The following is an 18,042-nucleotide window of genomic DNA, read 5'->3' as shown; positions in this document are numbered from 1 at the left end:
ATTGACGGCGTCCGTTGCGACGCCGCGCTGTTTTTCCTTAAGGCAGGCATTCCATGTAGGTGTCCTGATCCCATTCGGTGACCGTGTGCATGAAACGCTCCCACTCGTCCCACTTGTATTCGTGGTACAGACGGTACATTTCACCAGGCAGACCCCGCTGAACGACCTCGTCCGCGGCCAGAGCCTCCAACGCCTCGCCAAGCGACATCGGCAGCTTTTTGACATCCTTGCCGGCCTCGATGGCTTCGTAGATGTTGCGTTCTTCCGGTTCGCCCGGGTCGAGACTGTTGTCGATCCCGTCATCGGCGGCCGCCAGGATTGCAGCGCCCATCAGATACGGGTTGACCATGGAATCAACGGAACGGTACTCAAACCGGCCCGGTGCAGAGACGCGCAGACCCGTGGTCCGGTTCTGGAAACCCCAGTCGGCAAAAACCGGTGCCCAGAATCCGGTGTCCCAGAGACGCCGATATGAGTTCACCGTGGACGAGCCGATGGCCGTGAGGGCCCGAAGATGGTGGACAATGCCACCAATGGCCGCGAGTCCGGCCTTGCCCGGCATCTGAACGTCGTCGCCGTCCGGCATGAAGGTGTTCGTGCCGCCCGAGACATACATGTAGTTTTCACTCATGCCCGGCAGGTTTTCAGGATCATTTCCGGTCGGACGCAGATGGTCCTCACCGCCGCGCCACAGCGACATATTGTGGTGGCAGCCGGAGGCGGAAACACCCATGAACGGTTTGGTCATGAAACAGGCGATCAGGTTGAACTCGCGCGCAACCTGGGCGCAGATCTGGCGATAGGTCGTCAACCGGTCGGCGTTACGCAGAACGTCGTCGAACATCCAGTTGAGCTCAAGCTGACCCGGCGCATCCTCATGGTCGCCCTGGATCATGTCGAGACCCATGGCGCGGGAGTATTCCATGACTTTCATATAGACCGGACGAAGGCTCTCGAACTGATCGATGTGATAGCAATAGGGTTTGGAAAAGCCACCCGCGGGCTTGCCGTTTTCGTCCTTCTTCAGCCACATCATTTCCGGTTCCGTGCCCATGCGCAGGCGCAGACCGTCGTGTTTTCCGGCAAAATCGGCGTGAAGGCGCCGAAGGTTGCCACGGCAATCGGACGTCAGGAAACCACCCGGATCCTCTTTTTCCTCCCGGTTGCGAAAGAGCGTGCAGTAGAAACGCGCGATGCGCTTGTCCCACGGCAACTGCATCATGGTTTCCGGCTCCGGAATGCCCACAAGCTCGGCCGCTTCCGGCCCGTAGCCGAGATATTCGCCGTGCCGGTTGGTGAAAAGGTTCACCGTGGCGCCGTAAACCAGCTGAAAGCCCTTTTTGGCAACGCTTTCCCAGTGGTCGGCCGGGATGCCCTTGCCCATGATTTTTCCGGTGACGGAAACGAACTGCAGGTAAAGATACTCGATACCCAGCTCATCGATCTTGGCACGCACTTCCTTTATCTGTGCGTCCCTGCCATCGGCTTCTACAAAATTCTCAATATCCATACGTGCCACGGATATCCTCCCTATTTAATGGCCACGGGATCTCTGGTCCCTTTCAAATGCCGTCGGTCAGCTCCACGGAAACGGGCTGCTCGATGTCGGATGGAGCGCGCCCTTACTGAAACGGTCAAAACGGAATGGTTTCAGCAACTCCTGTTCGTCACCCATCACCTCATCGGCGACCAGGCGCCCGACACCGAGCATCTTGTAGCCGTGGTTGCTGTCGGCAATGATTGAAACGTTTTCGCGAAAGCGATCGAATACCGGGAAGCTGTCTGGTGTGAAGCAACCGATACCGCCCGATGGTTCGCGGTGATATTTGGGCATTTTACCTTCGAATCGCGCCTGGCAATGGGCCAGGGCCGATACCCACATATGGGCAAATTCATGGCTGGAAACGAATTCCGGACTGGACGGCCCGTATGGGTCGATCGCCACCTCATCCACCGGTGTTTCCACCTTGTAGGGGGAGGCGCCACCCTGAATTCCACCGAAGTGCCAGTCAGGCTTGTAATAGATGCCCCACATCTCGTCGGTTATGAGGCTTTTGTCGACATCCGAATAAAGCGGCGCGTCGGTATCGACATGGATGACCGGCGGCATCTTGCCGTCATTGGTCAGCATCATTCCCGGATCGACCTGAAGAACGCCCTCCTCCAGCTGCCAGAACCGCCACATGTCCACATTGTCGTGAATAGTGCCGTCGAGATCCTTCACGGTGATCTGTTTCGGCAGATCAAGCATGTTCCAGAAATCGCGTACCCACGGTCCGGCGCCGATGACGACATGCTCACAGGAAATCATGCCGCGGTTTGTATCGACGGCAGCCACCGCTCCCGACCCGTTTTGCGTGACGAAGCCCTTGACCTCGACGCCGGTGATTATGCGGACACCCAGTGCCTCAGCCTTCTTGGCCAGGCCGTATATGGATGTCGTGTTGTTTGCGTAGCCGCCGCGCTTTTCGTGCAGAACAGAGGTGATGCCCTTGGCCTGCCAGTCGTCGAATATGCCGCGCATGTAGCTGGCTGACGCGTCTGCACCCTCGATGAAAACGCTCTCGTATCCGATTGCCTGCTGCTCGGAATAGATTTGTGCAATGTCATTATGCATTGCTTCGCAGGAAATCTGCATGTATCCGACGGGGTGATAGCTGAAGGCTTCCGGGTCGCTTTCCCAGACACCCACCGAATGCGCCATCAAATTGCGCATGGCCGGTTGGAAATAGTTGTTGCGAACAACGCCGCAAGCGATACCGGAGGCACCCGAGGCGATTCCTGATTTGTCGAGAACAATTATGCGACCTTCAACTTCCCTGCCCTGCTCAATCAGGCGTTCAGCCAACCGCCAGGCAGTCGAAAGACCGTGGATTCCCGCTCCAACGATGACGTATTCTGCACGATCCGGAAAACCCATAACTGTCCTCAGTATCCATGATCTGCCTTGAAAACCGCTCGACAGACCAACACATTCTAGAGCCGCTGACATCGAACGCTATGCCAAAGTGTACCAGAGTGCAACCTATTTTGGTCCAGTTTTTTAAAATTTGACTGTTTTTAGATATATTGGTACAATTTTGGAACAAGGAGACACCATGAATCAACAGCAGACGCGAATGGGTTCAGCCGAAATTGCCGGACTGCTGCGGCGCGAAATCCAGGCAGGCCGACTGGCCGCGCGCGAAAGGCTGCAGCCTGAGCGCAAACTTGCCGAAGATTACAATGTTGCCCGTGGCACGATCCGTGAAGCGCTCAATCAGCTCGAGAAGGAAGGGCTGGTTGATGTGCGTCCGGGCAGCGGTACCTATGTGACCTTCGAGCCTGTCGAGGAAACCAATACGATCGTTGCCAATGCCCGGCCGCTGGAGCTGATCGATGCCCGGTTTGCACTGGAGCCGCATATTTGCAGGCTGGCTGTTCTTCATGCCAGAAAGCCGGATTTTGTGCGCGCTGAAGAGCTTCTGTCGGAAATGGAATCCTGCGTTTCCAACCCCACCGGGTTTTCAGTCGCAGACGCGGCATTTCACAATCTTCTGGCGGAGATCACCGGCAACAGCCTGTTGATCTGGATGGTCGGACAGATCAACTCGGTCCGCAGTCAAGAACAGTGGTCGCGCATGCTGCGCCTAACGCTCAATGAAGCAACGATCAGCCAATACAACACCCAGCACCGCCAACTGCTCAACGCCATCCGCACGCGCGAACCTGAACGCGCGGCAACACTGATGAAGAGCCACCTGGAGACAGCCCGGCTGTCGCTCACCCGCGCAGCGGCGACCTGAGCTTAATGGCTGCTTCAGGCCAATAGCACAAACCGAACCAAATGCCTCATGCAGCCCGCCGGCGCCAACGCGACGCCCGCGCCTCCCAGGGCTGAACCAGACCACGTTCGATGAACAGCATGACCGCGACAAATGTCAGCGAATAGGCAAGCACATAGGCGATATCGAAGAGCTGGAAATAAAGGTGAATCTGAAATCCGACCCCGTTGGCGCGGCCGAGGAATTCGACGACCAATACAATTTTCCAGATGACTGCCAGACCATTGCGCACACTTGCCGAAAAGAACGGGGTCAATTGCGGCAGCCACACGTGCCGCAGTCGCTTCCAAAGACCAAGTCGGTATACGGCCGCCATATCGGCAATCTTGGGATCCATCGCCCGCACACCTTCGCGGATCGTTACGGTCACCATGGCAGTCTTGTTGACTGCGACCGCAACGATGGCGGCCACCTCGTTCAGCCCGATCCACAGATAACAAAGGACAATCACCACAAGGGCCGGAAGATTGAGAAAAAAGACGACCCACGGATCGGCCCACCTATTGAGGCGCGGAACCAGACCGAGCACCAGTCCGGCAAACGTTCCGATGGACATCGCCAACAGAAATGCCGCGCACACGCGCGCGAGTGTTGCGGCAGTGTGGAAGATAAGCGCACCGGACCAGAATTCAGCTGCGATCACGTTCCACACGGTTGCCGGCCCGGGGAGAATTGTCGCATCATTCAGCGCCCACGCCAGAGCAGCCCAACCGCCCACCAGGCCGATCAAGGAAAGACCCATGACGCCGAAATCCCGCGAGCGGGTTTCGCGCTGTTCCTGCAATTGCACCGGCATCCCTTAAAGATCCAATTTCGCAACGGGCCCATGATAGAGCACATCCGGCGCCGGTTATTTCGGACTTAGGTACAATGTTTGGCGCATTTGTCTGCCTTTAAGCTCCCGCACAATGGGAGAGTTTCGATATATCCGGTTCCTATGCGTGCTGCTCGCGGCGGTTTGCCTGTCGGTTCTGCCGGCGCGCGCCGAAAGCCTGCCGAAGGAGATTTTGGCGGACTATGTCATGCCGCCCTTCTCAATAGGCCCGGCGGTCAATGACAAGGGTGTATGGACACTGCTGAATTCGGGCGGCGCTGAAGCGGGGTTTGTCTTCGAGACCGAGCCGCTTGCCCCCCTGCCCGGCTTTTCCGGCACGCCGATCAATATTCTCGTGATCCTCGACCTCGACGGCCGGTTCATGGATGTGCGGCTGATCACGCACAATGAACCGATCTTTGTTTCAGGCCTCGGCGAAGCGCCCTTTCAAAAGTTCTTTGAACAGTATCGCGGCCACTCCATTTCGTCGTCACTTGTTGTCGGAACACCCTATGGCGACGGCGATGCCGGAAGTTCGCTCGTCTATCTCGATGGTGTCACCAAAGCGACCGCGAGTATCCGCATTGCACATGAGAGCGTTCTTGCAGCGACACTCGCGGTTGCCCGTGAAAAGATGCAGGGCGTTTCAACAGGTCCGCCCGCCTACCCCGACAGGGATCATGACGAAACGCTTACCTGGCAGGATCTCGTCGACACCGGTCTTGTTACCCGTAAAACGGTGCAGAACCACGAGGTCGATGCGGCCTTTGCAGGCACCCTGTGGGAGGAGGACGATCCGGAAGCACAAGATGATCCGGACGGCGTCTATCTCGATTTGTGGATCATCGATCTTGGTCCGCCATCCATTGCGCGGACGGTCCTGTCCGACGACAGTTTTGATGAGCTGCAGAACTTTCTGTCTATATCGACCTATGATGAACCTTTGTTGATCATCGATGCGGGACGGCACGGTCTGGTATCCGATGCCTTTGTCCGCAATACGGCGCCGGACTGGCTTTCCGCGGAACAGGACGGGCTTCCGGTGGCGCTGCGCGATGCTGATCTGCTGGTCGAGTTGAATGACGACCTGCCCGATGACCTTCATGACGGAACAGCCATGATCCTGCGCACCGACAGGCGGCTCGGCTTCGATCCGACACGCGATTGGACGCTGAATGTTCAGGCGGTTCGTGAGCACGGTATTTTCCAGCCGGATGTCGGCAGCGTGACGCTGTCTTCAACCCACAGCACCGATGAACGTTTCTTTATGCGCCCCGGCATCGTGGAGCCGGTTCCCCCTTGGCAGGACGCCCTATTCAACCGCGCGCCTGATCTGATCGTACTGGCCGCCTTTCTTATCGGCCTGATGGGCATTTTATATTGGCAGCAAGGCAAAATGGCCTCTCTGGAGCAATTCACACCGGCAAGGCTCGGCATTCTGGCTTTTGTCGTCGGATTCGTCGGCTGGTGGGGACAGGGACAGCTTTCGATCGTCACGGTCCTTGGCGCGTTGCGCGCCGGCATCGACAGGGCCAGTTTTTCGTTCCTGCTCTATGATCCGTTTTCGCTGCTCATCTGGGTGGCGGCCATAGTCGGATTTGTCCTGTGGGGGCGCGGTCTGTTCTGTGGATGGCTTTGTCCGTTCGGCGCACTTCAGGAATTTGCTCATCATATCGGACGATTGCTGCGTCTGCCGCAATACGAGCCATCCAGGCGCTGGGACGCCTGGCTCAAATGCATCAAATATGTGCTTCTGGCAGGGCTCGTCGGAACCGTCTTTGTCGCACCTGGGGAAATCGACACCGTCGCCGAAATCGAACCGTTCAAAACCGCCATCACCGTTTATTTCGTGCGCGAATGGTATTTCGTCGTCTACGCGGTTTCCTGGCTGCTGCTTGGAACGATGCTGTTCAAGGGTTTCTGCCGCTATGTCTGCCCGCTCGGCGCCGTTATGGCCATTGGCGGATTGTTCCGCGGGCGAGACTGGATCGACCGGCGCAGCGCCTGCGGCAGCCCCTGCCAGCTCTGCAAGGTCAAGTGTAAATATGGCGCTATCTCGCAGTCTGGCACGGTTGATTATTCGGAATGTTTCCAATGCCTCGACTGCGTAAAAATCCACGACGACGAAAAACAATGCGTACCGCTCATTCTTGCGGCGCGAAAGCAGTACAGCAAGGTTGCCGCCGAATGATTACCCGCCGACGCTTCCTCACGCTGGCGGCAGCGTGCACCGTTTCACCGGCAGCCGCGGCATCGCCTGTCAGGTGGCAAGGGCGGGCGTTTGGCGCCGACGCCGAGATCACGCTGCACGGACCAGACGAATGGGCTTTGCCGCTGCTGAAGCACGCAGAAAAGACGCTTCGCGATGTCGAAAATCTGTTCAGCCTTTTCGATCCACAATCGTCGCTGTCCCGTCTGAATGGCAAAGGCTTTCTGATTGAGAAGGACGCGCGGTTTCACCGGCTCATGGAACTGGCGGGGATAGTCCACCGCGCCACGGACGGCTTGTTCGATCCGACCGTCCAGCCGTTATGGCGGGCGCTTGCGGAAGGAAATCTCGATGTTCCAAAACGACAGTTTGTAGGCTGGCATCGCATCAGGCGCGATGGAAGCCACATCAGGCTTTCACCGGGTCAGGAAATAACCCTGAACGGTATTGCGCAGGGGTTTGCTACTGACCTCATCGTCGACCTTATGCGCCAGGCTGGCGCAACAAGAACACTCGTCAATATGGGAGAATTTGGGGCTGTCGGCGGCCCCTGGCGTGTGGGCATTTCGGATCCTGTGCATGGATTGCTGGCGCAGCGGACACTTTCGAATTGTGCCATCGCAACATCCAGCCCCGGCGCCCTGCAGCTTTCTGCCGCCGAATCCCACATACTGAATCCGGTCACCGGCGGCCCGCCGGTCTGGTCCACCGTCAGTGTCGAGGCGCATTCGGCGACCATTGCCGACGGCCTTTCGACCGCGCTTTGTCATGCCGATCTGAAATTGGTTCAAAGGATTTCCCAGCGGCTTCCGGGTATCAAACGCGTCACGCTCATCGACAGTGCCGGAGATATGGTTACCGTTTGACGGGACGTGCTCGTTCAAAACCAAATACGTTTAGCACCTCAACGCACAGGCGGTGAAAACGTCAGACCATAACTCTCGAAAATCTCCTCCACACGGCCGCTCTCAAGACCGTTGCGGATGGAATCGTCAACCGCATAGGCAAGCGGCCGGTAGCGGAAATTGACGGCAACGCCTAGCGTCCAGCGACCGACGGCGAATCCGGGAAGCGGCGGCTGATGAATGCCGACTTCATCGTTCAAACCGAATTCAAGCTGCGCCATAGGACCCATGACGGCTTTCACCTCGCCCGAGGCGAGCGCCGCCATCGCCTCGGCGGCGGTCGTAAAACGCCGGATGTTTTTGCCGAGCTGACCGCCAAAGAGCGTCGTGAGGTAAAAATCGGATATGGAATCGTTCTCGACACCCACGGTGTCGTAGCGAAAATAAGCAGGCACAGGCGGCTCGTCGCCGTATTCGCTTTCGCTGTAGGCAATGGCGATCGCCTCTTCGAAATACTGGCCCGTGAATACGACCTGCTCGATGCGGCACGCATATTCACCGTCATAGGGGACATGCAGCATGATGTTCGACACACGACCGCCGATTATCGGACCTTTCCAGACGTTGTTTCTGAGGTCCGCGTCGAGATTTTCACCGGCGGCAACGAAATTGAATCGCGCCTCCACGCCCAGATCAGCGGCAATCATCCGGCCGATCTCAATATCGATGCCGCGGCTGGCGCTGCCTTTCCTGTATGAATAAGGCGGAAAATCCTCATAGACCGCGAACTCGATGAAACCGCGGTCGATTATCTGATCAAGTTCCTGTCCGACAATGTCGCGACCCACATTTTGCGGCTTTGGTCCGGGTACAAAATCCTTGCAGCGGGCGGATGCAGTCCCGCTCGCTGCGAGGCTGACCGCAAGCGTCAAAATCAGGTATCCAATCGCCCCGTGCATTGACCATCCATATCTACTCGGCCGCGGACAGGCCAACCGTCAGTGTTTCCGCTGCAGCCTTGTAGGATGCCGTTGTTCCGTCGATCTGACGGGAGGCGCGAAAGGCGACGCTGTCAGCCGTCGGCGCACCGGAGCCGGTTTCGATCTTTGTCGCAATTTCGGCAAGCTCCATGGATACCGTTTTCGGATCGGCACCATCGCCGTCGGACTGGCCCCATTCGGCCAGCAGATCGCGCAATTCCTTCAGGCGCGGTGTGAAGTCGTCCAATGCACCCTCATCCGGACGGGTTTCGACATAGGTCCGGATTGCCCAGGCCGCCTTTTGGCCCAGAAGTTCGCCGAAGGCAGGCATTTTTGTGATGCCGTTCTGCGTATAGCCGGTCTGAAAGCGATCCATGAACCACTCATCGCCTTCCTCTTCGGCTTCTAGATAGCGAAGATCGGGCGCCAGTCCGCCGGAAATCGCGCCAAGCCCGTGGCAGCGCGCGCAGTTCTGGTTGTAACCGGAGGAGCCGATGTCGATCGCAGTCCGCCAGACATCTTCACCCATATCCCGGTAGGGGTTTTCCGTCAGCCATTCGTCGCCGATATCGGGCAAGGCATCCGTGTCGACGGGTTGAGGCGCCACATCTCCATGAGCAAATGCGAGGCCGGTTGCAGCCACGAGGCCGAACATCGCCATAAACATACGCGTGCGCGTGGTTGCCATTGTTTCCTCCCAATAACATGCACGAAACTGTCTGTTCGCCACATGATTAGGACCGCCGCCCCGGTGGCGGTAGTGTACTTTGGTGCCAAGGCTTTGCCTTGGACCTAAGTGCAATTTTATTCCCGACAATTCGTTGCGAGGCTCTCCGTCAGGAGGACGTCATGTTTCGCATTGTCTGGTGCTTGGGCGGGATCTTTTTTGCCGGCACGGCACTTGCCGATGTCGATCTGCGTATTCACTACTTGCGCAAGGATGTCGAAGCACCGCCGACGTTGTCAAATCTGGATTCACCTCCTGACAATCTGGGCCTCGCCGGTGCCCGGGTCGGTCTGGCCGACAATCAGACAACCGGATCATTTCTCGGTCAGCGCTACGAACTCACATACACTGCCATCGCGCCCGATGACGATCTGAGAGAGGCAGCGAATGCCGCACTCGCCGACACGCAGTTGTTGGTCATTGATGCCCCGCCGGACGATCTGCTTGCCGTCGCTGATTTAGACAAGGCCGCCGGGGCGGTGATCTTCAATGTCGCCGCGCCGGAAGCGCGCCTGCGCAGCGAGGACTGTCGCGGTAACATCCTCCACACACTGCCATCAAATGCCATGCGCACGGATGCGCTGGCACAGTTCCTGGTGCGCAAACGTTGGGATGATCTCGCGCTCGTTGCGGGGGTGCATCCGGCTGATGTTGCATTCGCTGATACGCTTAGAAACTCGACGGCAAAATTCGGCCTTGATATCGACACCGAGAAGACCTGGGCGTTTGACGCCGACATGCGGCGCAATGCGGCTCAGGAAGTGCCGCTCTTTACCCAGGATCTCGGCGACTATGACGCGCTGCTGATTGCCGACGAGACCGGGGATTTCGGGCGCTATGTTCTCTACAACACCTGGCAGGCCCGCCCTGTAACTGGCTCGGAAGGACTGACGGCCGTTACATGGGCTCCGGTCGTCGAACAATGGGGCGCGGCCCAGCTGCAAAGCCGGTTTGCCGACTTTGCGGGTCGCGGCATGCAATCAAAGGACTATGCGGCCTGGGCGGCCATTCGGTCGATCGGCGAGGCCGTGACACGGACTAAGTCCGCCGATGCAGCCACGCTCCGGGAATATTTGATCTCGGACGAGTTCGAGCTGGCCGGGTTCAAGGGGCGACCGATGAATTACCGAAGCTGGAACGGCCAGCTGCGGCAGCCCATACCGATTGTTCATCCCCGCGCCCTTGTCGCGATGGCGCCACTTGAGGGCTTTCTGCATCAGCGAACCGAGCTCGACACGCTGGGGCTCGATCAGCCCGAAAGTAAATGCCAGGCCTTTACGGAGTAACCGATGAGACGACTCATATCGATATTCGCGCTCATATTCGCCATGCCGGCCCATTCGGCGGAAATCTGGGTCACCAATGAGAAAGACGACACGATCAGCGTCATCGATATCGCAACGCTCGAAGTGATCCGCACAATCGAAACCGGCGAGCGCCCAAGGGGCATCACTTTCTCGAAGGATTTCAGCCGTCTCTATATCTGCGCTTCGGACAGTGACACGGTTCAGGTAATGGATCCGGAGACAGGCAAGATACTGCACGACCTGCCCTCGGGCGAGGATCCCGAGCAGTTCGTGCTGCATCCCAACGACCGGCATCTTTATATTGCCAATGAGGACGATGCAGTCACCACCGTGGTTGACACGGAAACGCGCAAGGTCATTGCGCAGATCAATGTCGGTGTCGAGCCTGAAGGCATGGCGGTATCTCCGGACGGAAAAATTGCGATTACGACCTCCGAAACGACCAATATGGCCCACTGGATCGATACGGAAACGCAGGAGCTATTTGCCAATACGCTCGTCGACAACCGGCCTCGTCACGCCGAATTCACAGAGGACGGCAGCGACCTGTGGGTGAGTTCCGAAATCGGCGGAACGATCACGATCTTCAACGTCGAAGACCAAGCCGAAATGGCCAAGATCGGCTTCGAGATCCAGGGAATACACCGCGACCGCGTTCAACCGGTTGGATTCGAATTCAGCGGCGATGGAAAATACGCTTTCGTGGCGCTCGGGCCGGCGAACCATGTCGCCGTCGTTAACACGCAAACCAATGAAGTCGAGGACTACATCCTCGTCGGACGCCGAGTCTGGCATATGGCCTTTTCGCCTGACAAGTCTCAGCTTTTTACGACCAACGGCGTCTCCGGCGATGTGACTGTGATCGATGTGGCGAACCGCAAGGCCATCAAGACAATCAAAGTGGGCCGCTTCCCCTGGGGTGCCGCACTGCGCCCCTGAACCCGTAGGAGATAACAATGAAGAGATTTGCCGCCTTTTTGGCTATCATGCTGCTGATCCCGGTTGGTGCAATGGCCGGGCAAAATGACGACGACGATGACAACGGCTTTGGCCTCGCCGGCCTATTGTCAGGCGGAAACAAGGAAGACCTGCCGCCGATCACGCTTTCGGCCGGCATGCCGCTTGCCGCTGCGCCCCTCGAGTTGAAGTCGGGCACTTACTACGAAATCGAAATCGAAGCCGACGGCAGCCAGGAACTGGCGCTTGTCGGTGCGGAGTTTTTCCGTGCGATCTGGATCGACGAGATCGTCATCAAAGGCCTGGAAATCCGGCCGCTGGGGCTGGACAGCGTTGAATTCGACGAAGCGGGAACCATGGAGGTCGGCTTTATTGCCGTCAAACCCGGCAGCTACTTCCTGAAGGTCCCAGGCTCCACCGGCGAGACACAGCGATTGGAGATCATCATAAAGTGACCGGTCTGTCCGTATCGGAGATTTCATTTTCCTATGGCCCAAAGCGCGCGCTCAACAATGTGAGCTTCAGCATCGGGAAAGGTGCCTTTTGCGCCCTGCTCGGCCCCAACGGCGCAGGTAAGTCGACCCTGTTCGGGCTTTTGACCCGCCTTTTCACAACCCCGCTGGGCCAAATCAGCATTGCCGGTCACGACCTTGCGAGAGCGCCGCGCAAGGCGCTGGCGGAAATCGGCGTGGTCTTCCAGCAAACAACGCTTGATCTCGACCTGACTGTCAAAAGCAATCTGCAGTATTTTGCAGCGCTGCACGGTCTTTCCGGCCGTCAGGCGGGCATGCCTATCGAGGCGGCGCTGGACCGTCTCGGCATGCGGGAGCGGGCAAATGAACGCACCCGCGACCTCAATGGCGGACATCGCCGCCGCGCTGAAATTGCCCGGGCGCTCATTCACCGGCCTTCGGTTCTCCTGCTCGACGAGCCAACGGCGGGTCTCGATGCGGCTTCGCGGGCCGGCATCACCAACCATGTGCACGAGCTTTGCTACAGCAGCGAACTGACGGTGCTGTGGGCAACACACCTGACCGACGAAGTGCGACCGGAAGACCGTCTTGTCGTTCTTCACGAAGGCAGCGTTCTGGCAGACGGCGTGGCTGCGGAGATCACCGACAAAAAGCCGCTTTCCGAGCAATTCCTTCAGATGACGGCCACGCCGGGATGACCGCCTGGATAATTGCCCTTAGTGCCATATTGAAGCGCGAGATTCAGCGCTTTATGCATCAGCGCGGCCGCTTTGTTGCGGCGCTTGTCCGCCCGCTCGTCTGGCTTCTCGTCTTCGCCGCCGGATTCAGGGCGGCCCTTGGGTTGTCCATCATACCGCCCTACCAGACCTACATCACCTATGAGACCTATATCGTGCCGGGATTGTGCGGCATGATCCTGCTCTTTAACGGAATGCAGTCTTCGCTCTCGCTTGTCTACGACCGCGAAATGGGCTCAATGCGCCTGTTGCTGACAAGCCCACTGCCGCGCTGGTGGCTGCTGTTCTGCAAACTGCTGGCGGGCACGGCGATCTCGATCCTTCAGGTCGCCGTTTTTCTGGCGATATCGGCGATCTTCGGCATAACGATGCCTTGGCTTGGCTACATCCTGGTGTTGCCTGCGCTCCTTGCTGCCGGACTGATGCTCGGCGCGCTCGGCCTTGCGCTGTCTTCTCTGATCAGGCAGCTGGAGAATTTCGCCGGGGTCATGAATTTTGTCATCTTCCCGATGTTCTTTTTGTCTTCGGCTCTCTACCCGCTGTGGAAGATGGCCGAGAGTTCGCGCCTGCTCTACCAGATATGCGCGTTGAATCCCTTTACGCACGCTGTCGAGCTGATCCGGTTTGCGCTCTATGCAAAGTGGAATGGAACGGCGCTCCTGTGGACCCTATTGGCGGCCGGCATTTTCATGGCGCTGGCCCTTTGGGGATATGACCCGTCGCGTGGAACGATGCGCCGGAAAAAATGAGGATACCGATCATGTTGAAATATGCAGTATTCGTTGCTGCGACCTTGGCCACCGGTCCGGTTTCGGCTCAGATCGAACCTGGCGGCACACTGAATCCGGAAGAAATGACGGTAAACCGTGTGATGGAAAACATCCGTATGGGCAAGACCGACATGGCGACCTGCGCGGCAGGTTATTTCATCACCAAGGCTGGTCGGCACAAACTGGCCCGCGAACTTTTCGAGGTCTGCGCGAGGGCCGGTTACACAGGGTCGATGACATGGATGAGCCAGATGGAAAACAACGGTCTGGGCGCGTCTGAAAATCCGGATGCCGCCGCTGATTGGGACAAACGCGCTGCGGAAGCCGGCGACCCGATTGGCAAGTTCAATCACGGCATCAACCTGATGCGCGGCCACGGCACTGCCCGCAACGAAGCGCTTGGCCGGCGTATGATTGACGAAGCTGCACGTGAAGGGCTGGCGCCTGCTCAGGTATTCAGGGATTCCGGTTACGACTTTGATGTCGTAACGCCGGATGCGGACAACTGGAAATACGCACCCCTGTTCTGACGCTCCCGGGTGATGCAGGCGGGCGATCCGTCCAGCGTTAAAATGCGGGAGGCAAGCTTATCGGCCTCGCTCTGACTGTGGGTTACAAGTACGGTGGCGGTGGATCGGTGGGCGCGCAGCCGTGCGAAAAGGGCCATCATTTCGTCCGCCATGGCCGGATCGAGTGAAACGAACGGTTCATCCATGAAAAGAACATCCGGGTCGTTGGCAAAGGCGCGCGCCAATGCCAGCCTGCGCTGCTGGCCAAGGGACAACTGATCGGGAAACATGTCGCCCTTGCCTTCAAGTCCGACCTCGGCAAGGGTTGCCCATGCCGCAGCGTCATCGACACCGGCCACAAGGCAAAGATTATCTTTCGCGGAGCGCCATGGCAGCAGCGTCGGCTCCTGAAAAACCATGCTCAAACGCGCCGGGACCGAATATTCACCTTCGAACGCCGTTTCCAGTCCGGCCAGAATGCGCAGCAATGTGGTCTTGCCGATCCCCGACCGCCCGGTAATTGCTGCGGTCTCGCCCGGCTGCAATGTCAGCTCTATGGCACCCAATACGGGTTCGTGCCCATAAGAAAAAGATCGCAGCGCCAAAGACAGGCAGGCCGGTTGCGGATCCAACCTGCTGTTTCCGCAACCGGCCCCTCTGTGGCCTGACGCCGTCAGATCCGCCTCAACTTCCGGGATTGACAAATATGCCATCTGGCAACTCTGTTGCCTTGCCGACCAGCTCTTCACCGGCAAGCTCGGACATAAGATTGAACATGCGCCTCGCCGAGTCTTCGTCAACCGGTCCCGCGGCCGGAATTCCGGCACGAAAACCCGCTTTTAATGCTTCAAACTGGCCGTCGGACTTTGCCTTCATAACATCCCTCAAACGGTCCCATTCGCCGTCGTCTTCCGCCAAAATCGCCTTGGCGGCCCGCGACGCCCCGGTGAAATTTTCGACAAGGCCCGGATTGTCCCGCAACAGCTTTCCGTCAATCACGTAGCCAAGAAGAGGCATGTCGGGATCAAGGCCAAGAGCTTCGGCAGCGTCGGATGTCGAAATCAGCTTGCGCATGCCGCCCGCTTCCATCTTGGCTGTGAAGTGCCAATAGTTGATCGCCCCGTCGAGATCGCCCGAAAGCGCGGTCTTGAAGATCAAAGGCGGCGCTCCGAACACCTGCTCGGTCTCGTTCTTAAGATCGATGCCGTGCATCTTGCTGGCATAGGCATTGAGGATCAGCCAGCTCTTGTCGAGCGGCCCGCCGGCAATACCGATTTTGCTGCCTGCAAGATCGGCAAGAGTCGTGGCTTTGCTGTCTGCCGGGATCATCAGCCCGCCCACCGACTTTGAATAGGGAATGAAAACATAGTCCTTGCCGGCTGCTCGTTGGCGCGCGACCCAGAGCCAGTCGGCAACGATCATGTCCGCCTCCCCGCCCTGAAGCGCAACCCTTGCGGCCGGTCCGCCGGCCATGCCCTTGATATCGAGAGAAAAGCCCCTTTCGGCATCAAGCTGATGGAACTTGATAGTGTTCAATTCCCAATTGACCGTGCCGAATTTGAGCACCGCGATGCGAATTGTCGGTGTTTCGGAAAAGGCTGCGGCGCACGAAGCGACGACGGCCAGGAACGCCCCCAAAAGGGCTGTTGCTGCACGCATGGTTTCCTCCCATTTTGACTGACCCTAACACCATCGTCCGATCCCGGAATTGGACTTAAGGACAAGAACACACGCTACCTTCCGCCTATTCAGCAACCATCATGCATGACGCGACAACGCCGTCCTAACCCATTGATAAAGTGTCGCTTATTCCGCCTGTTTCGCAACACCCAAAACACCGCTCGCCTTACGCTTCAATTCCGACGCCATGCCGTGCGTGCTTTGTACCTTGGTGCAATACCGCCGCTCTTTCTTTCTTGGGATAAGTCCAGAGTTGCCGCCTGCAACCAGCCGGATGCGTGCGGATTTTGATAGCTCTGGGAGGAAGCAAATGCGTCGATTGATGATGACAGCGACCGTCAGCCTGCTTGCGATGACCGTCGCACAGGCCGACGTCACGGAACAGGATTTGGCGAACGATCAGGCAAACACATCGCAGATCGTCACAAACGGAATGGGGCGTCATCTGCAGCGCTACAGCCCGCTTGAAACCCTGAACAAGAACAACGTAAAGAACCTGATGCCCGCGTGGGCATTTTCGCTCGGCGGCGAAAAACAGCGCGGACAGGAAACCCAGCCCCTTGTCTATGACGGGATGATGTATATCACCGGGTCCTATTCGCGACTCTATGCGATCGATCTGAAAACGGGTGAAGAAGTCTGGCAATACGATGCCCGCCTTCCTGAAGGTATTCTGCCCTGCTGCGACGTGATCAACCGCGGCGCCGCTATCTATGGCGACAAGATTTATTTCGGCACGCTCGATGCCCGTATCGTCGCGCTCGACCTGAAAACAGGTGATGTCGTCTGGCGCAAGAAAATCGCCAACTACAAGGAAGGTTATTCCTATACGGCGGCACCGCTGATCGTGAAGGGACTTGTCATAACCGGCAATTCCGGCGGCGAATTCGGTATTGTCGGCGAAGTTCAGGCTCGTGATGCCGATACCGGCGAGATCGTCTGGACCCGTCCGGTCATCGAAGGCCACATGGGCACCTTCAAGGGCGAAGAAAGCTCGATGACAGGTACGCTCAACGCCACATGGCCTGGCGACATGTGGAAGACCGGCGGCGGGGCAACCTGGCTCGGCGGCTCTTACGATATCGAAACCGATACGCTGGTCTTCGGTGCCGGCAACCCTGCCCCGTGGAACAGCTGGCTGCGCAATGCGGGTGAGCCGACGGGTGACAATTCGGGCGACAATCTCTACGCCGCCTCGCGCATCGGCATCAATCCGGACAACGGCGAAATCAAATGGCATTTCCAGACGACGCCGCGCGAGGGATGGGATTTCGATGGTGTCAACGAAGTCGTTGCCTATACCGACAAGAGCGGCAACAAGCGCTTTGCGACGGCCGACAGGAACGGCTTTTTCTACGTGCTCAACCGCGAAGATGGCGCGTTCGTCAATGCCTATCCGTTCGTGCAGAAAATCAGCTGGGCGGAAGGCATCGACGAAAACGGGCGTCCGATCTATGTCGAGAACAACCGTCCGGGCAACCCGGCTTCTGCGGCTGACGGCAAAAAGGGTGAAACCGTCTTTGCCGTTCCCTCATTCCTGGGTGGCAAGAACTGGATGCCAATGGCCTACAGCCAAAAGACGGGCAATTTCTATGTGCCTTCCAACGAATGGGGCATGGATATCTGGAACGAGCCGATCACCTACAAGAAGGGCGCCGCCTATCTCGGCTCCGGGTTCACCATCAAGCCGCTGTTCGAAGACTATATCGGCTCTCTCAAGGCGATCGACCCTGACACCGGTGAGGTCAAATGGGAGTACAAGAACGAGGCACCGCTTTGGGCCGGCGTCATGACCACAGCTGGTGGTCTTGTCTTCACCGGAACGCCCGAGGGCAAGTTCCTCGCTCTCGACGACGAGACGGGAGAGGTCCTCTGGTCCTTCCAGACCGGTTCCGGCATCGTTGGCCAGCCGATTACCTGGGAACAGGATGGCGAGCAATATGTCTCCGTCATATCGGGCTGGGGCGGCGCCGTTCCGCTTTGGGGCGGGGAAGTCGCCAAAAAGGTGAACTACCTCAATCAGGGCGGGACGCTCTGGACCTTCAAACTGCCCAAGCAACTGGCGTCCTCGAACTGATGACCGGTGCTTGAAATACCGTCCAACGCGCGCCCTCCGGCGCGCGTTTTTGCTCAATACGGAGCGCGGGCCGAATAACGCAGACCGGCCGACATGAAAGATCCGAAGAGCGTCTTTATCCAGGGAGGAGACC

The 18,042-nt window shown here is 58.0% G+C and carries 17 protein-coding genes; 10 read left to right on the top strand and 7 right to left on the bottom strand.

The window, feature by feature from the left end; all coding sequences use genetic code 11:
• Positions 1 to 37 precede the first annotated feature (37 nt).
• Together ABVT35_RS04680 and ABVT35_RS04675 are read right to left on the bottom strand one after the other, a co-directional pair.
• Positions 38 to 1,510, bottom strand: coding sequence for a glutamine synthetase family protein (locus tag ABVT35_RS04680; RefSeq protein WP_368466270.1), 1,473 nt, complete (start codon positions 1,508 to 1,510; stop codon positions 38 to 40).
• Between the two features lie 66 nt (positions 1,511 to 1,576).
• A complete protein-coding gene (locus ABVT35_RS04675; protein WP_368465118.1) occupies positions 1,577 to 2,920 on the bottom strand; it encodes an NAD(P)/FAD-dependent oxidoreductase in 1,344 nt (447 codons plus the stop codon).
• 178 nt (positions 2,921 to 3,098) lie between these two features.
• Here ABVT35_RS04675 and ABVT35_RS04670 point away from each other — a divergent pair, with 178 nt between their 5' ends.
• Positions 3,099 to 3,785: a FadR/GntR family transcriptional regulator gene (locus ABVT35_RS04670; RefSeq protein ID WP_368465117.1), complete on the top strand. Its 687-nt coding sequence runs from the start codon at positions 3,099 to 3,101 to the stop codon at positions 3,783 to 3,785.
• A 46-nt stretch (positions 3,786 to 3,831) separates the two neighbouring features.
• On the opposite strand, the gene ABVT35_RS04665 is transcribed toward ABVT35_RS04670, so the two are convergent.
• Entirely contained in the window at positions 3,832 to 4,620 is a 789-nt protein-coding gene (locus ABVT35_RS04665) for an ABC transporter permease (RefSeq protein WP_368465116.1), read from the bottom strand.
• Positions 4,621 to 4,732: 112 nt separating this feature from the next.
• On the opposite strand from ABVT35_RS04665, the gene ABVT35_RS04660 reads away from it, so the two are divergent.
• Together ABVT35_RS04660 and ABVT35_RS04655 are read left to right on the top strand one after the other, a co-directional pair.
• Positions 4,733 to 6,829 (top strand): 4Fe-4S binding protein, encoded by a 2,097-nt coding sequence (locus ABVT35_RS04660; protein ID WP_368465115.1) that lies wholly within the window; start codon positions 4,733 to 4,735, stop codon positions 6,827 to 6,829.
• On the top strand, positions 6,826 to 7,713 hold the full coding sequence (locus ABVT35_RS04655) for an FAD:protein FMN transferase (RefSeq protein ID WP_368465114.1): 888 nt from the start codon (positions 6,826 to 6,828) through the stop codon (positions 7,711 to 7,713). The genes ABVT35_RS04660 and ABVT35_RS04655 overlap by 4 nt, the downstream gene beginning before the upstream one ends.
• Before the next feature lie 38 nt (positions 7,714 to 7,751).
• On the opposite strand, the gene ABVT35_RS04650 is transcribed toward ABVT35_RS04655, so the two are convergent.
• A complete protein-coding gene (locus tag ABVT35_RS04650) occupies positions 7,752 to 8,651 on the bottom strand; it encodes a substrate-binding periplasmic protein (protein WP_368465113.1) in 900 nt (299 codons plus the stop codon).
• A 13-nt stretch (positions 8,652 to 8,664) separates the two neighbouring features.
• The gene (gene pedF, locus ABVT35_RS04645) at positions 8,665 to 9,360 is read right to left on the bottom strand and encodes a cytochrome c-550 PedF (RefSeq protein ID WP_368465112.1); all 696 of its coding nucleotides are present in this window, start codon (positions 9,358 to 9,360) and stop codon (positions 8,665 to 8,667) included.
• 161 nt (positions 9,361 to 9,521) lie between these two features.
• On the opposite strand from pedF, the gene ABVT35_RS04640 reads away from it, so the two are divergent.
• From ABVT35_RS04640 to ABVT35_RS04615, 6 genes are read left to right on the top strand one after another with little or no spacing between them, the layout of a single operon-like run.
• Positions 9,522 to 10,685, top strand: a complete 1,164-nt coding sequence (locus tag ABVT35_RS04640; RefSeq protein ID WP_368465111.1) for an ABC transporter substrate-binding protein — start codon at positions 9,522 to 9,524, stop codon at positions 10,683 to 10,685.
• Between the two features lie 3 nt (positions 10,686 to 10,688).
• Positions 10,689 to 11,645 (top strand): YVTN family beta-propeller repeat protein, encoded by a 957-nt coding sequence (locus ABVT35_RS04635; protein WP_368465110.1) that lies wholly within the window; start codon positions 10,689 to 10,691, stop codon positions 11,643 to 11,645.
• 17 nt (positions 11,646 to 11,662) lie between these two features.
• The gene (locus ABVT35_RS04630; RefSeq protein WP_368465109.1) at positions 11,663 to 12,118 is read left to right on the top strand and encodes a hypothetical protein; all 456 of its coding nucleotides are present in this window, start codon (positions 11,663 to 11,665) and stop codon (positions 12,116 to 12,118) included.
• Entirely contained in the window at positions 12,115 to 12,834 is a 720-nt protein-coding gene (locus ABVT35_RS04625; protein ID WP_368465108.1) for an ABC transporter ATP-binding protein, read from the top strand. The genes ABVT35_RS04630 and ABVT35_RS04625 overlap by 4 nt, the downstream gene beginning before the upstream one ends.
• The gene (locus ABVT35_RS04620; RefSeq protein ID WP_368465107.1) at positions 12,831 to 13,622 is read left to right on the top strand and encodes an ABC transporter permease; all 792 of its coding nucleotides are present in this window, start codon (positions 12,831 to 12,833) and stop codon (positions 13,620 to 13,622) included. Before ABVT35_RS04625 ends, ABVT35_RS04620 begins: the two co-directional genes overlap by 4 nt.
• Before the next feature lie 11 nt (positions 13,623 to 13,633).
• Positions 13,634 to 14,173, top strand: coding sequence for a tetratricopeptide repeat protein (locus ABVT35_RS04615; protein WP_368465106.1), 540 nt, complete (start codon positions 13,634 to 13,636; stop codon positions 14,171 to 14,173).
• On the opposite strand, the gene ABVT35_RS04610 is transcribed toward ABVT35_RS04615, so the two are convergent.
• Both ABVT35_RS04610 and ABVT35_RS04605 read right to left on the bottom strand, forming a co-directional pair.
• Positions 14,113 to 14,718, bottom strand: coding sequence for an ABC transporter ATP-binding protein (locus tag ABVT35_RS04610; RefSeq protein ID WP_368465105.1), 606 nt, complete (start codon positions 14,716 to 14,718; stop codon positions 14,113 to 14,115). The two genes, ABVT35_RS04615 and ABVT35_RS04610, sit on opposite strands and share 61 nt — an antisense overlap.
• Positions 14,719 to 14,836: 118 nt before the next feature.
• Complete coding sequence (locus tag ABVT35_RS04605; RefSeq protein ID WP_368465104.1) at positions 14,837 to 15,811, bottom strand: ABC transporter substrate-binding protein; 975 nt, start codon at positions 15,809 to 15,811, stop codon at positions 14,837 to 14,839.
• 331 nt (positions 15,812 to 16,142) lie between these two features.
• Here ABVT35_RS04605 and ABVT35_RS04600 point away from each other — a divergent pair, with 331 nt between their 5' ends.
• The gene (locus ABVT35_RS04600) at positions 16,143 to 17,909 is read left to right on the top strand and encodes a PQQ-dependent methanol/ethanol family dehydrogenase (RefSeq protein ID WP_368465103.1); all 1,767 of its coding nucleotides are present in this window, start codon (positions 16,143 to 16,145) and stop codon (positions 17,907 to 17,909) included.
• The last annotated feature ends 133 nt before the right edge of the window (positions 17,910 to 18,042 follow it).

Source organism: Hoeflea sp. TYP-13 (assembly GCF_040932035.1).
GTDB lineage: Bacteria > Pseudomonadota > Alphaproteobacteria > Rhizobiales > Rhizobiaceae > Hoeflea_A.
The sequence above is the reverse complement of the archived record's forward strand: the minus strand, read 5'-3'. Positions and strand labels throughout refer to the sequence as shown.